We start from the raw sequence: 15,339 nt of genomic DNA, 5'->3' as shown, positions 1-15,339 counted from the left end.
TTATCCTCCTAATGAAGTACGAAGCGCTTCTGCAACATTTGCTACTCCGATAACCTCAATCCCTTTTGGTTTTGTCCATCCATCCAGATTTGCCGCGGGTATGATCATCCGTTTAAAACCAAGCTTTGCCGCTTCTTTCACACGCTGTTCAATTCTTGAAACCCGCCGGACTTCTCCGGTTAATCCCACTTCTCCAATAAAGCAATCTGCAGGATTTGGAGGTGTGTCTCTAAAGCTTGATGCGATACTAATCGCAATGGCAAGATCAATTGCCGGTTCATCAAGCTTAACGCCGCCAGCCACTTTCAAATATGCATCCTGATTTTGCAGCAGCAGCCCTACTCTTTTTTCTAACACAGCCATTAACAGAGAAACCCTGTTATGGTCTATTCCCGTTGCCATACGCCTTGGGTTGCCAAAGCTTGTTGGCGAGATGAGCGCCTGAATTTCAACGAGAATCGGTCTAGTGCCCTCCATAGAGGCAGTGATACTCGAACCTGCGGAACCAGCAGAGCGTTCTTCTAAGAAAATTTCCGAAGGATTCAAAACCTCAGTGAGCCCCTCTTCCCGCATTTCGAAAATGCCCATTTCGTTTGTAGATCCGAAACGGTTTTTTACAGCCCGCAAAATACGGAAAGTATGGTGGCGTTCTCCTTCAAAATATAAAACAGTGTCAACCATATGCTCCAACAGTCTCGGACCTGCAATAGACCCTTCTTTCGTCACGTGCCCTACGATAAAAATCGGAATACCTTTTGTTTTTGCGATTTTCATCAGCTCAGCAGTACATTCTCTGACCTGTGACACACTGCCTGGAGCCGATGTAATATCGCTTTGGTAAACCGTTTGAATAGAGTCAACAACGACAAACGCTGGATTCATCTCTTGTATAGCAGACGAAATATACTCCATATCGGTTTCAGATAAAACATGTAGTGACGGATTATTAATGCCAAGACGGTCTGCTCGCAGCTTCGTTTGCTTTACAGATTCTTCTCCCGAAATATACAGGACACTGTTTGATGAGCCTGATAATTGAGCGGAAACCTGCAGTAATAGCGTTGACTTTCCGATACCAGGATCACCGCCAATTAAAACGAGGGAGCCTTTAACGACACCTCCGCCGAGTACTCTGTTAAACTCGCCAAGCTGGGTTTTGACGCGGGGTTCTTCTGATGTTTCGATTGATGTAATAGGTGAAGGTTTCTGTACAGTTTGAACAGAATGAGAAAAAGCCGCTCTCCGATTGGCCGGTGCTTTTTTAATCATTTCTTCCACCATTGTATTCCAAGCACCGCAGCCCGGACATTTTCCCATCCATTTTGGAGACTCGTAGCCGCAGGATTGGCAGATGAATTTCGATTTTGTTTTAGCCATATATAGTGTAAGACCTCTCCCTTGTTCTATTTCTTGATATGAAAGTGAGGCATACACTTACATGCTGTATGCCTCATTCCCGTCTTCTATATTAATTCGTTTTAGCAGTCGTTTTTACGACAAATTCGCCATCTTCTACATCAAGAACAATATGCTGTCCTTTATGAATATTTCCTCTGAGGAGTTCTTCAGATAAACGATCCTCGACATGTTTTTGGATCGCTCTTCTTAACGGACGGGCACCGTATTCCAGGTCAACGCCCTCTTCCGCGACTTTCGCTTTTGCTGCATCTGTCAATTCGATAGAAAGATCTTGTTCTTTCAAGCGTTTCGTTAATTGATCAGACATTAATGACACAATTTCAGTAAGATGTTTTTTCTCAAGTGAATGGAAGACAATGATTTCATCGATACGGTTGATGAACTCAGGTCTGAACGCTCGTTTTAATTCACCCATCACTTTGTCTTTCATGTCTTTATGATTTTGAGTTTCATCCTGAACGTTAAAGCCGACATATTTATTGCGTTTCAGCTCACTTGCTCCGACGTTTGATGTCATGATCAGAATGGTATTGCGGAAATCGACTGTGCGTCCTTTAGAATCAGTCAATCGTCCGTCTTCAAGAACTTGCAGAAGGATATTGAAGACATCAGGGTGCGCTTTCTCGATCTCATCAAGAAGCACGACAGAGTAAGGTTTTCTTCTGACTTTCTCTGTCAATTGACCGCCTTCATCATATCCCACATATCCCGGAGGTGAACCAACAAGTCTTGAAGTTGAGTGTTTTTCCATGTATTCAGACATATCAATTCTGATCATGGATTCTTCATCGCCAAAAATGGATTCAGCGAGTGCTCGTGCAAGCTCTGTTTTACCTACACCTGTAGGGCCTAAGAAAATGAATGAGCCGATTGGGCGTTTAGGATCTTTCAATCCTGCTCTCGCACGTCTGACGGCTTTTGCAACAGCTACAACTGCTTCATCCTGGCCGATGACGCGGGAATGAAGAATGTTTTCCATATTGAGAAGCTTATCAGTTTCAGTTTGGGCGATTTTAGATACAGGCACACCAGTCCAGCTGGATACAACCATCGCAATATCATCCACAGTAACCTCTGAGTTTTCCTGCCCTTGCTTCTCTTTCCATGATTTCTTCGTATCCTCTACTTGCTCGCGCAGGCGTTGTTCAGTATCACGCAAGGAAGCAGCTTTTTCAAACTCTTGGCTTTGCACTGCCGCATCCTTCTCTTTACGAACCTCATCAAGCTTCTGCTCAAGCTCTTTTAAGTTAGGAGGCGTTGTAAATGAGCGCAGTCTCACCTTTGAACCCGCTTCATCGATCAAGTCAATTGCTTTATCCGGAAGGAAGCGGTCAGAAATATATCTGTCAGAAAGCTTAACCGCAGCTTCAATGGCATCATCAGTGATAGAAACGCGGTGGTGGGCTTCGTATCTGTCACGCAGACCTTGTAAAATTTGAATACTTTCATCTACAGATGGCTGATCAACCTGAATCGGCTGAAAACGGCGTTCCAGTGCTGCATCTTTTTCAATATATTTACGGTACTCATCAAGAGTCGTTGCACCAATACATTGGAGTTCACCGCGAGCAAGTGAAGGTTTTAAAATATTAGATGCATCAATAGCACCTTCTGCTCCGCCTGCCCCGATTAATGTATGGAGCTCATCGATGAATAGAATGATATTTCCTGCCTGGCGAATTTCATCCATGACCTTCTTCAGGCGATCCTCAAATTCTCCACGGTATTTTGTGCCGGCAACAACTGTTCCCATGTCTAATGTCATCACACGTTTATCACGCAAAATTTCGGGCACTTCATTATTGATAATTTGCTGTGCCAAACCTTCTGCGATAGCCGTTTTACCTACACCTGGTTCCCCAATGAGAACAGGGTTGTTTTTCGTTCTGCGGCTTAACACTTCAATGACACGCTGGATCTCCTTGCTTCTGCCGATTACAGGGTCAAGGCTGTCTTCCTTCGCAATAGCAGTTAAGTCTCTTGCCAAGCTGTCGAGCGTAGGCGTATTCGCATTGCTGTTTGTTCCTGCCGCTGATGATCCTGTTTCATTACTTCCTAGAAGCTGGAGCACCTGCTGTCTTGCTTTATTTAAGCTGACACCGAGATTATTCAGAACTCTCGCAGCAACACCTTCTCCTTCACGAATCAGACCAAGAAGAATATGTTCTGTTCCAACATAAGAATGACCGAGTTTTCTTGCCTCATCCATTGAAAGCTCAATGACTTTTTTAGCTCTAGGAGTATAATGAATCGTTTGAGACATTTCCTGCCCGCGCCCGATCAAACTTTCTACTTCTTTCTGAATTTTATCTGAACCGAGTCCAAGCGCTTGAAGAGCTTTAGCAGCAATGCCCTCTCCTTCTCTTACCAGTCCTAATAAAATATGCTCAGTGCCAATGTTATTATGACCTAACCGAAGTGCTTCTTCCTGTGCTAGCGCCAGTACTTTTTGAGCTCGTTCTGTAAATCTTCCAAACATCATATCGATTCATCCTCCTGTCTTTTCCCATTCATTTCTAAGTGAAGCCGTTCTCTGATGAGAGCCGCTCTTCGAATGTCCCTTTCGTTCGGACGCAAAGCGCCTCCCGAGTATTGCTGTAAAAATCCTGGCTGCGTCAAAATCATAAGTTCGTTAAGTATGTTGCTTGAAAGTCCTTTTATAATGCCTAGGTCTATGCCTAACCGAACATCTGAAAGGCACTTTGCAGTTTCTTTCGATTCTATCATCCGGCAATTAGACAAGACCCCATAAGACCGATATACCCGATCCTCAAGTTCGATTTTAGAAGTTTGATAAATCGCTTCTCGGGCAGATCGTTCTTGTTCAATCAACTGAGCAGCAACACTGTTAAGATCCTCTACAATATCCTGCTCTGACTTACCAAGCGTGATCTGATTTGAAATTTGAAAGATATTCCCTACTGCTTCGCTGCCTTCCCCATAAATTCCTCTAACAACTAAGCCTAATTGATTAATTGCCGGTATAATTCGATTTATTTGCCTAGTTAAAACCAGTGCCGGCAGATGCATCATGACCGAAGCCCTTAAACCTGTACCTACGTTTGTAGGACAGCTGGTTAAGTATCCTCTTTGCTCATTGAATGCATAATCAACTTTTTCTTCAATCCAGTCGTCGACCTGGTTTGCGGCTTTCATTGCTTCTAAAAGCTGAAATCCAGGGAAAAGACACTGAATTCTAATATGGTCCTCTTCATTTAGCATGACGCTTACTTCCTCATTTTCAGAAAGCAAACAGCCGCCAAAAGGAGACTCTGTCAAATTCGGACTGATTAGATGTTTTTCAACAAGTACACGCTTCTCTAAAGGCTGTGCATCATTCATTCTAATCAAAACAAATTTGCCGATTTCGGGAATTTCTTGCTCTGAAAACTGATCTTCAAATTGCTGTATGATGGATGAGGCTTCTTCATTGGAATACCGCGTAGGGAACCGAATATGCTCAAAGTTCCTTGCTAAACGTATGCGGCTGCTGAGTACAATGTCACTTTCAGGTCCTTTCTGCTTCATCCAACTGCTTAGTGCGTCCTGAATAAAATGCTTTAGCGACATTACTCCTGTTCCTCCTCACTATCTGTACTTTTGAGTGATTGTTCTAATGAACGAATTTGATCTCTTACATGAGCTGCATTTTCAAATTCTTCTTGATGGATTAAGGATTCTAATTCCTTTTTTAGCATATCAATCTGCCGTCTGACATGAAGATTGCCGCCTATTCGTTTCGGTATCTTACCTGCATGCACAGTGTTTCCGCTGTGCACTTTACGTAGGATTGGTGTAATGTTGCTATGAAATGTTTTGTAACATTCAGAACATCCAAAACGGCCAATTTTTCTGAATTGCTGAAAAGTCATTCCGCATTTCGGACAAGCAGATATTTGCTCCGAGTGACTGAACATTTGAGTTCCTGCATTTTGAAATGAAGAATCCATGTTCAGTAAACCCGAAAGTAAATTATGAATAGAGAAACCCTGATTTGCACTTATACCATATGAATCACTATTTTCTTTGGCACATTGTTCACAAATATGAACTTCTATTTTTTCTCCGTTAACAACCTTTGTAAAGTGAAAAGTGGCTGGTCTCTCGTGGCACTCTTGACAAATCAATCTTTTCACCCGCTTATTTTAATTTTAAAGAAGTCAGCATTGCCTTCATCATTCTCGCTCTTAATTCATCACGTTCAGGTAAGTCAATGTGTAAAACTGAGCGGTCCATTACGCTGACCATCATTTTTGCTTCTCTTTCTGAAATTACCTTGTCTTCTAATAGCCTTAAAATAATGTCATCAGAGGCTGCTTGAGACAAATGGGTATTAATTTGAGAAATTATATTATTGATCAGGACAACTTCATTGTTCATTTTAATTTTAATGATTCTGATGTAACCGCCGCCCCCGCGTTTGCTCTCAACAATATATCCTCTTTCGCTTGTAAATCTGGTGTTGATGACATAATTTATTTGGGAAGGAACGCATTGAAATTTATCTGCAATTTCACTTCGTTTAATCTCTAAAATTTCCTTGCCATTTTGATCTAACACTCGTTTTAAATATTGTTCAATGATGTCAGAAATATTATGTCCCACTCAACCCCCTCCTTTACTGACTTTGACTATATTTGACTATAATCTTACTATAAGCCGTTTCTCGAGAATTTTCAACTTTCTCGCTCTATCCTTTATTATTTCCATTTTCCCGGTCCACAAAACCTGATTGCTGATTTAAAATTCGGTATAAAGTTATTATATTATACAGTTAAGTGGAATTTTATGATACCAATAAACCAAAATACAAAAAACCCAGCTCAATGAGCTGGGTTTAAGCTTGCTTGGCGGCGTCCTACTCTCACAGGGGGAAACCCCCGACTACCATCGGCGCTGAAGAGCTTAACTTCCGTGTTCGGTATGGGAACGGGTGTGACCTCTTCGCTATCGCCACCAAACAAATTGAGAGTGTTCTCTCAAAACTAGATAACAGGTGTGACATCATTCAAAAATATGGTTAAGTCCTCGATCGATTAGTATCTGTCAGCTCCATGTGTCGCCACACTTCCACCTCAGACCTATCAACCTGATCATCTTTCAGGGATCTTACTTCCTTGCGGAATGGGAAATCTCATCTTGAGGGGGGCTTCATGCTTAGATGCTTTCAGCACTTATCCCGTCCGCACATAGCTACCCAGCGATGCCCTTGGCAGAACAACTGGTACACCAGCGGTGCGTCCATCCCGGTCCTCTCGTACTAAGGACAGCTCCTCTCAAATTTCCTGCGCCCGCGACGGATAGGGACCGAACTGTCTCACGACGTTCTGAACCCAGCTCGCGTACCGCTTTAATGGGCGAACAGCCCAACCCTTGGGACCGACTACAGCCCCAGGATGCGATGAGCCGACATCGAGGTGCCAAACCTCCCCGTCGATGTGGACTCTTGGGGGAGATAAGCCTGTTATCCCCGGGGTAGCTTTTATCCGTTGAGCGATGTACCTTCCATGCGGAACCACCGGATCACTAAGCCCGACTTTCGTCCCTGCTCGACTTGTAGGTCTCGCAGTCAAGCTCCCTTGTGCCTTTACACTCTGCGAATGATTTCCAACCATTCTGAGGGAACCTTTGGGCGCCTCCGTTACCTTTTAGGAGGCGACCGCCCCAGTCAAACTGCCCACCTGACACTGTCTCCCCGCCCGATAAGGGCGGCGGGTTAGAAGGTCAATACAGCCAGGGTAGTATCCCACCGATGCCTCCACCGAAGCTGGCGCTCCGGTTTCCAAGGCTCCTACCTATCCTGTACAAGCTGTACCAACATTCAATATCAGGCTGCAGTAAAGCTCCACGGGGTCTTTCCGTCCTGTCGCGGGTAACCTGCATCTTCACAGGTACTATAATTTCACCGAGTCTCTCGTTGAGACAGTGCCCAGATCGTTGCGCCTTTCGTGCGGGTCGGAACTTACCCGACAAGGAATTTCGCTACCTTAGGACCGTTATAGTTACGTACCGCCGTTTACTGGGGCTTCAATTCGCACCTTCGCTTACGCTAAGCGCTCCTCTTAACCTTCCAGCACCGGGCAGGCGTCAGCCCCTATACTTCGCCTTACGGCTTCGCAGAGACCTGTGTTTTTGCTAAACAGTCGCCTGGGCCTATTCACTGCGGCTCTCTCGGGCTTGCACCCTAACAGAGCACCCCTTCTCCCGAAGTTACGGGGTCATTTTGCCGAGTTCCTTAACGAGAGTTCTCTCGATCACCTTAGGATTCTCTCCTCGCCTACCTGTGTCGGTTTGCGGTACGGGCACCTCTCACCTCGCTAGAGGCTTTTCTTGGCAGTGTGGAATCAGGAACTTCGCTACTATATTTCGCTCGCCATCACAGCTCAGCCTTATGGGAAACGGATTTGCCTATTTCCCAGCCTAACTGCTTGGACGCGGATATCCAATACCGCGCTTACCCTATCCTCCTGCGTCCCCCCATTGCTCAAATGGTGAGGAGGTGGTACAGGAATATCAACCTGTTGTCCATCGCCTACGCCTTTCGTACTCGGCTTAGGTCCCGACTAACCCTGAGCGGACGAGCCTTCCTCAGGAAACCTTAGGCATTCGGTGGAGGGGATTCTCACCCCTCTTTCGCTACTCATACCGGCATTCTCACTTCTAAGCGCTCCACCAGTCCTTCCGGTCTGGCTTCACAGCCCTTAGAACGCTCTCCTACCACTGTTCGAAGAACAGTCCGCAGCTTCGGTGATACGTTTAGCCCCGGTACATTTTCGGCGCAGAGTCACTCGACCAGTGAGCTATTACGCACTCTTTAAATGGTGGCTGCTTCTAAGCCAACATCCTGGTTGTCTAAGCAACTCCACATCCTTTTCCACTTAACGTATACTTTGGGACCTTAGCTGGCGGTCTGGGCTGTTTCCCTTTCGACTACGGATCTTATCACTCGCAGTCTGACTCCCAAGGATAAGTCATTGGCATTCGGAGTTTGACTGAATTCGGTAACCCGGTAGGGGCCCCTAGTCCAATCAGTGCTCTACCTCCAAGACTCTTACCTTGAGGCTAGCCCTAAAGCTATTTCGGAGAGAACCAGCTATCTCCAGGTTCGATTGGCATTTCACCCCTACCCACACCTCATCCCCGCACTTTTCAACGTGCGTGGGTTCGGGCCTCCATTCAGTGTTACCTGAACTTCACCCTGGACATGGGTAGATCACCTGGTTTCGGGTCTACGACCACGTACTCATGCGCCCTATTCAGACTCGCTTTCGCTGCGGCTCCGCATCTTCTGCTTAACCTTGCACGGGATCGTAACTCGCCGGTTCATTCTACAAAAGGCACGCCATCACCCGTTAACGGGCTCTGACTACTTGTAGGCACACGGTTTCAGGATCTCTTTCACTCCCCTTCCGGGGTGCTTTTCACCTTTCCCTCACGGTACTGGTTCACTATCGGTCACTAGGGAGTATTTAGCCTTGGGAGATGGTCCTCCCGGATTCCGACGGAATTTCACGTGTTCCGCCGTACTCAGGATCCACTCAGGAGAGAACGAAGTTTTGACTACAGGGCTGTTACCTCCTATGGCGGCCTTTCCAGACCTCTTCATCTACCTCGTTCCTTTGTAACTCCGTACAGAGTGTCCTACAACCCCAAGAGGCAAGCCTCTTGGTTTGGGCTAATCCCGTTTCGCTCGCCGCTACTCAGGGAATCGCATTTGCTTTCTCTTCCTCCGGGTACTTAGATGTTTCAGTTCCCCGGGTCTGCCTTCTCATATCCTATGAATTCAGATATGGATACCACTCCATTACGAGTGGTGGGTTTCCCCATTCGGAAATCTCCGGATCAAAGCTTGCTTACAGCTCCCCGAAGCATATCGGTGTTCGTCCCGTCCTTCATCGGCTCCTAGTGCCAAGGCATCCACCGTGCGCCCTTTCTAACTTAACCGTTAAAAAGAATCACTATGTGATATCTTGTGTTACTAATTGAATGTGATGTCTACTGTTATCTAGTTTTCAAAGAACACGTTTCGAAGGAATGATCCTTCAAAACTAAACAAGACAGGGAACGTTCTGTTTATAAGACCCAAGGTCTTATATTCCGTATAATATCCTTAGAAAGGAGGTGATCCAGCCGCACCTTCCGATACGGCTACCTTGTTACGACTTCACCCCAATCATCTGTCCCACCTTCGGCGGCTGGCTCCTAAAAGGTTACCTCACCGACTTCGGGTGTTACAAACTCTCGTGGTGTGACGGGCGGTGTGTACAAGGCCCGGGAACGTATTCACCGCGGCATGCTGATCCGCGATTACTAGCGATTCCAGCTTCACGCAGTCGAGTTGCAGACTGCGATCCGAACTGAGAACAGATTTGTGGGATTGGCTTAACCTCGCGGTTTCGCTGCCCTTTGTTCTGTCCATTGTAGCACGTGTGTAGCCCAGGTCATAAGGGGCATGATGATTTGACGTCATCCCCACCTTCCTCCGGTTTGTCACCGGCAGTCACCTTAGAGTGCCCAACTGAATGCTGGCAACTAAGATCAAGGGTTGCGCTCGTTGCGGGACTTAACCCAACATCTCACGACACGAGCTGACGACAACCATGCACCACCTGTCACTCTGCCCCCGAAGGGGACGTCCTATCTCTAGGATTGTCAGAGGATGTCAAGACCTGGTAAGGTTCTTCGCGTTGCTTCGAATTAAACCACATGCTCCACCGCTTGTGCGGGCCCCCGTCAATTCCTTTGAGTTTCAGTCTTGCGACCGTACTCCCCAGGCGGAGTGCTTAATGCGTTAGCTGCAGCACTAAGGGGCGGAAACCCCCTAACACTTAGCACTCATCGTTTACGGCGTGGACTACCAGGGTATCTAATCCTGTTCGCTCCCCACGCTTTCGCTCCTCAGCGTCAGTTACAGACCAGAGAGTCGCCTTCGCCACTGGTGTTCCTCCACATCTCTACGCATTTCACCGCTACACGTGGAATTCCACTCTCCTCTTCTGCACTCAAGTTCCCCAGTTTCCAATGACCCTCCCCGGTTGAGCCGGGGGCTTTCACATCAGACTTAAGAAACCGCCTGCGAGCCCTTTACGCCCAATAATTCCGGACAACGCTTGCCACCTACGTATTACCGCGGCTGCTGGCACGTAGTTAGCCGTGGCTTTCTGGTTAGGTACCGTCAAGGTACCGCCCTATTCGAACGGTACTTGTTCTTCCCTAACAACAGAGCTTTACGATCCGAAAACCTTCATCACTCACGCGGCGTTGCTCCGTCAGACTTTCGTCCATTGCGGAAGATTCCCTACTGCTGCCTCCCGTAGGAGTCTGGTAGTGTCTCAGTCCCAGTGTGGCCGATCACCCTCTCAGGTCGGCTACGCATCGTTGCCTTGGTGAGCCGTTACCTCACCAACTAGCTAATGCGCCGCGGGTCCATCTGTAAGTGGTAGCCGAAGCCACCTTTTATGTTTGAACCATGCGGTTCAAACAACCATCCGGTATTAGCCCCGGTTTCCCGGAGTTATCCCAGTCTTACAGGCAGGTTACCCACGTGTTACTCACCCGTCCGCCGCTAACATCAGGGAGCAAGCTCCCATCTGTCCGCTCGACTTGCATGTATTAGGCACGCCGCCAGCGTTCGTCCTGAGCCAGGATCAAACTCTCCGATAAAGTAGTTTGACTGACTACGCACATTGCTGTGCGATTTTTAAAAACTGAATTAACAGGTACGTTTTGTCTTGTTTAGTTTTCAAAGATCATTTTGTTTGTCCGCTTTGTTAAAGCAACTTTATTAGTATACAACGTCACTTCTTCAAAGTCAATAACTTTTTTAAAAAACTTTTGGTGGAGCCTAGCGGGATCGAACCGCTGACCTCCTGCGTGCAAAGCAGGCGCTCTCCCAGCTGAGCTAAGGCCCCATAAAAAATGGTCGGGAAGACAGGATTCGAACCTGCGACCCCATGGTCCCAAACCATGTGCTCTACCAAGCTGAGCTACTTCCCGATTTCCTATCTATTCTATTAAAAGATATGGCGCGCCCGAGAGGAGTCGAACCCCTAACCTTTTGATCCGTAGTCAAACGCTCTATCCAATTGAGCTACGGGCGCAAAACATAATGCCGAGGGCCGGACTTGAACCGGCACGGTAGTCACCTACCGCAGGATTTTAAGTCCTGTGTGTCTGCCAATTCCACCACCCCGGCGTGGATGGTATAGTTGGAGCGGAAGACGGGATTCGAACCCGCGACCCCCACCTTGGCAAGGTGGTGTTCTACCACTGAACTACTTCCGCAGACAGGATGTCCAGTTTTTCTAACTGTTATCCTATATAATGCGGGTGAAGGGACTTGAACCCCCACGTCATAAAGACACTAGATCCTAAGTCTAGCGCGTCTGCCAATTCCGCCACACCCGCGTAAAATGGTGAGCCATGAAGGACTCGAACCTTCGACCCTCTGATTAAAAGTCAGATGCTCTACCAACTGAGCTAATGGCTCTTCTACAAGAGACTTGAGTATTATATCATATAAAAGTGGTGCCGGCAAGAGGACTTGAACCCCCAACCTACTGATTACAAGTCAGTTGCTCTACCAATTGAGCTACACCGGCATAATGGTGGAGGATGACGGGCTCGAACCGCCGACCCTCTGCTTGTAAGGCAGATGCTCTCCCAGCTGAGCTAATCCTCCATAATTGCACTAACGTGCAATTGCTTGGCGGCGTCCTACTCTCACAGGGGGAAACCCCCGACTACCATCGGCGCTGAAGAGCTTAACTTCCGTGTTCGGTATGGGAACGGGTGTGACCTCTTCGCTATCGCCACCAAACAAATTGAGAGTGTTCTCTCAAAACTAGATAACAGGTGTGACATCATTCAAAAATATGGTTAAGTCCTCGATCGATTAGTATCTGTCAGCTCCATGTGTCGCCACACTTCCACCTCAGACCTATCAACCTGATCATCTTTCAGGGATCTTACTTCCTTGCGGAATGGGAAATCTCATCTTGAGGGGGGCTTCATGCTTAGATGCTTTCAGCACTTATCCCGTCCGCACATAGCTACCCAGCGATGCCCTTGGCAGAACAACTGGTACACCAGCGGTGCGTCCATCCCGGTCCTCTCGTACTAAGGACAGCTCCTCTCAAATTTCCTGCGCCCGCGACGGATAGGGACCGAACTGTCTCACGACGTTCTGAACCCAGCTCGCGTACCGCTTTAATGGGCGAACAGCCCAACCCTTGGGACCGACTACAGCCCCAGGATGCGATGAGCCGACATCGAGGTGCCAAACCTCCCCGTCGATGTGGACTCTTGGGGAGATAAGCCTGTTATCCCCGGGGTAGCTTTTATCCGTTGAGCGATGGCCCTTCCATGCGGAACCACCGGATCACTAAGCCCGACTTTCGTCCCTGCTCGACTTGTAGGTCTCGCAGTCAAGCTCCCTTGTGCCTTTACACTCTGCGAATGATTTCCAACCATTCTGAGGGAACCTTTGGGCGCCTCCGTTACCTTTTAGGAGGCGACCGCCCCAGTCAAACTGCCCACCTGACACTGTCTCCCCGCCCGATAAGGGCGGCGGGTTAGAAGGTCAATACAGCCAGGGTAGTATCCCACCGATGCCTCCACCGAAGCTGGCGCTCCGGTTTCCAAGGCTCCTACCTATCCTGTACAAGCTGTACCAACATTCAATATCAGGCTGCAGTAAAGCTCCACGGGGTCTTTCCGTCCTGTCGCGGGTAACCTGCATCTTCACAGGTACTATAATTTCACCGAGTCTCTCGTTGAGACAGTGCCCAGATCGTTGCGCCTTTCGTGCGGGTCGGAACTTACCCGACAAGGAATTTCGCTACCTTAGGACCGTTATAGTTACGTACGCCGTTTACTGGGGCTTCAATTCGCACCTTCGCTTACGCTAAGCGCTCCTCTTAACCTTCCAGCACCGGGCAGGCGTCAGCCCCTATACTTCGCCTTACGGCTTCGCAGAGACCTGTGTTTTTGCTAAACAGTCGCCTGGACTATTCACTGCGGCTCTCTCGGGCTTGCACCCTAACAGAGCACCCCTTCTCCCGAAGTTACGGGGTCATTTTGCCGAGTTCCTTAACGAGAGTTCTCTCGATCACCTTAGGATTCTCTCCTCGCCTACCTGTGTCGGTTTGCGGTACGGGCACCTCTCACCTCGCTAGAGGCTTTTCTTGGCAGTGTGGAATCAGGAACTTCGCTACTATATTTCGCTCGCCATCACAGCTCAGCCTTATGGGAAACGGATTTGCCTATTTCCCAGCCTAACTGCTTGGACGCGGATATCCAATACCGCGCTTACCCTATCCTCCTGCGTCCCCCCATTGCTCAAATGGTGAGGAGGTGGTACAGGAATATCAACCTGTTGTCCATCGCCTACGCCTTTCGTACCTCGGCTTAGGTCCCGACTAACCCTGAGCGGACGAGCCTTCCTCAGGAAACCTTAGGCATTCGGTGGAGGGGATTCTCACCCCTCTTTCGCTACTCATACCGGCATTCTCACTTCTAAGCGCTCCACCAGTCCTTCCGGTCTGGCTTCACAGCCCTTAGAACGCTCTCCTACCACTGTTCGAAGAACAGTCCGCAGCTTCGGTGATACGTTTAGCCCCGGTACATTTTCGGCGCAGAGTCACTCGACCAGTGAGCTATTACGCACTCTTTAAATGGTGGCTGCTTCTAAGCCAACATCCTGGTTGTCTAAGCAACTCCACATCCTTTTCCACTTAACGTATACTTTGGGACCTTAGCTGGCGGTCTGGGCTGTTTCCCTTTCGACTACGGATCTTATCACTCGCAGTCTGACTCCCAAGGATAAGTCATTGGCATTCGGAGTTTGACTGAATTCGGTAACCCGGTAGGGCTCCTAGTCCAATCAGTGCTCTACCTCCAAGACTCTTACCTTGAGGCTAGCCCTAAAGCTATTTCGGAGAGAACCAGCTATCTCCAGGTTCGATTGGCATTTCACCCCTACCCACACCTCATCCCCGCACTTTTCAACGTGCGTGGGTTCGGCCTCCATTCAGTGTTACCTGAACTTCACCCTGGACATGGGTAGATCACCTGGTTTCGGGTCTACGACCACGTACTCATGCGCCCTATTCAGACTCGCTTTCGCTGCGGCTCCGCATCTTCTGCTTAACCTTGCACGGGATCGTAACTCGCCGGTTCATTCTACAAAAGGCACGCCATCACCCGTTAACGGGCTCTGACTACTTGTAGGCACACGGTTTCAGGATCTCTTTCACTCCCCTTCCGGGGTGCTTTTCACCTTTCCCTCACGGTACTGGTTCACTATCGGTCACTAGGGAGTATTTAGCCTTGGGAGATGGTCCTCCCGGATTCCGACGGAATTTCACGTGTTCCGCCGTACTCAGGATCCACTCAGGAGAGAACGAAGTTTTGACTACAGGGCTGTTACCTCCTATGGCGGCCTTTCCAGACCTCTTCATCTACCTCGTTCCTTTGTAACTCCGTACAGAGTGTCCTACAACCCCAAGAGGCAAGCCTCTTGGTTTGGGCTAATCCCGTTTCGCTCGCCGCTACTCAGGGAATCGCATTTGCTTTCTCTTCCTCCGGGTACTTAGATGTTTCAGTTCCCCGGGTCTGCCTTCTCATATCCTATGAATTCAGATATGGATACCACTCCATTACGAGTGGTGGGTTTCCCCATTCGGAAATCTCCGGATCAAAGCTTGCTTACAGCTCCCCGAAGCATATCGGTGTTCGTCCCGTCCTTCATCGGCTCCTAGTGCCAAGGCATCCACCGTGCGCCCTTTCTAACTTAACCGTTAAAAAGAATCACTATGTGATATCTTGTGTTACTAATTGAATGTGATGTCTACTGTTATCTAGTTTTCAAAGAACACGTTTCGAAGGAATGATCCTTCAAAACTAAACAAGACAGGGAAC

5 protein-coding genes, 9 tRNA genes and 5 rRNA genes are annotated in these 15,339 nt (G+C 48.1%); all 19 read right to left on the bottom strand.

All coding sequences use genetic code 11. The annotated features are described in order from the left end of the window. Nucleotides 1-1,377 carry a DNA repair protein RadA gene (gene radA / locus KXZ66_RS00580; protein WP_015252992.1) on the bottom strand — a complete coding sequence of 459 codons (1,377 nt, stop codon included), beginning with the start codon at nt 1,375-1,377 and terminating at the stop codon, nt 1-3. 91 nt (nt 1,378-1,468) lie between these two features. Then, nucleotides 1,469-3,901, bottom strand: a complete 2,433-nt coding sequence (gene clpC / locus KXZ66_RS00575; RefSeq protein WP_014475592.1) for an ATP-dependent protease ATP-binding subunit ClpC — start codon at nt 3,899-3,901, stop codon at nt 1,469-1,471. Further along, a complete protein-coding gene (locus KXZ66_RS00570) occupies nt 3,898-4,989 on the bottom strand; it encodes a protein-arginine kinase McsB (RefSeq protein ID WP_021482008.1) in 1,092 nt (363 codons plus the stop codon). The genes clpC and KXZ66_RS00570 overlap by 4 nt, the downstream gene beginning before the upstream one ends. Beyond that, entirely contained in the window at nt 4,989-5,546 is a 558-nt protein-coding gene (mcsA, locus tag KXZ66_RS00565) for a protein-arginine kinase activator protein McsA (protein WP_015252993.1), read from the bottom strand. The genes KXZ66_RS00570 and mcsA overlap by 1 nt, the downstream gene beginning before the upstream one ends. Nucleotides 5,547-5,559: 13 nt before the next feature. Further along, a complete protein-coding gene (gene ctsR, locus KXZ66_RS00560; protein ID WP_003225724.1) occupies nt 5,560-6,024 on the bottom strand; it encodes a transcriptional regulator CtsR in 465 nt (154 codons plus the stop codon). 240 nt (nt 6,025-6,264) lie between these two features. Further along, nucleotides 6,265-6,380, bottom strand: a 5S ribosomal RNA gene (gene rrf, locus KXZ66_RS00555). Nucleotides 6,381-6,435: 55 nt separating this feature from the next. Continuing rightward, a 23S ribosomal RNA gene (locus KXZ66_RS00550) occupies nt 6,436-9,363 on the bottom strand. Between the two features lie 170 nt (nt 9,364-9,533). Next, nucleotides 9,534-11,082: ribosomal RNA gene (locus tag KXZ66_RS00545) — 16S ribosomal RNA — on the bottom strand. Nucleotides 11,083-11,254: 172 nt separating this feature from the next. After that, a tRNA-Ala gene (locus KXZ66_RS00540) sits at nt 11,255-11,330 on the bottom strand. A gap of 8 nt (nt 11,331-11,338) precedes the next feature. Further along, a tRNA-Pro gene (locus KXZ66_RS00535) sits at nt 11,339-11,415 on the bottom strand. A gap of 27 nt (nt 11,416-11,442) precedes the next feature. After that, nucleotides 11,443-11,519, bottom strand: a tRNA-Arg gene (locus KXZ66_RS00530). A gap of 9 nt (nt 11,520-11,528) precedes the next feature. Further along, a tRNA-Leu gene (locus KXZ66_RS00525) sits at nt 11,529-11,614 on the bottom strand. Between the two features lie 14 nt (nt 11,615-11,628). After that, a tRNA-Gly gene (locus KXZ66_RS00520) sits at nt 11,629-11,703 on the bottom strand. Between the two features lie 40 nt (nt 11,704-11,743). After that, nucleotides 11,744-11,826 (bottom strand) — tRNA-Leu (locus KXZ66_RS00515). Nucleotides 11,827-11,832: 6 nt separating this feature from the next. Continuing rightward, nucleotides 11,833-11,908, bottom strand: a tRNA-Lys gene (locus KXZ66_RS00510). Between the two features lie 36 nt (nt 11,909-11,944). After that, nucleotides 11,945-12,020: transfer RNA gene (locus KXZ66_RS00505), tRNA-Thr, on the bottom strand. Between the two features lie 4 nt (nt 12,021-12,024). Then, nucleotides 12,025-12,100: transfer RNA gene (locus KXZ66_RS00500), tRNA-Val, on the bottom strand. Nucleotides 12,101-12,122: 22 nt separating this feature from the next. Further along, nucleotides 12,123-12,238: ribosomal RNA gene (rrf, locus tag KXZ66_RS00495) — 5S ribosomal RNA — on the bottom strand. Between the two features lie 55 nt (nt 12,239-12,293). Beyond that, nucleotides 12,294-15,217: ribosomal RNA gene (locus tag KXZ66_RS00490) — 23S ribosomal RNA — on the bottom strand. The 16S, 23S and 5S rRNA genes sit together here with 9 tRNA genes alongside, the layout of an rRNA operon. Nucleotides 15,218-15,339: the final 122 nt, after the last annotated feature.

The organism is Bacillus sp. LJBS17, assembly GCF_019334685.1.
GTDB classification, from domain to species: domain Bacteria; phylum Bacillota; class Bacilli; order Bacillales; family Bacillaceae; genus Bacillus; species Bacillus subtilis.
This window is presented reverse-complemented; position numbering and strand designations above follow the sequence as displayed.

What these genes read in the sequence shown, in the direction of transcription:
- radA (WP_015252992.1), bottom strand. Translation starts at nt 1,377, where the DNA reads ATGGCTAAAACAAAATCGAAATTCATCTGCCAATCCTGCGGCTACGAG.
- clpC (WP_014475592.1), bottom strand. Translation starts at nt 3,901, where the DNA reads ATGATGTTTGGAAGATTTACAGAACGAGCTCAAAAAGTACTGGCGCTA.
- KXZ66_RS00570 (WP_021482008.1), bottom strand. Translation starts at nt 4,989, where the DNA reads ATGTCGCTAAAGCATTTTATTCAGGACGCACTAAGCAGTTGGATGAAG.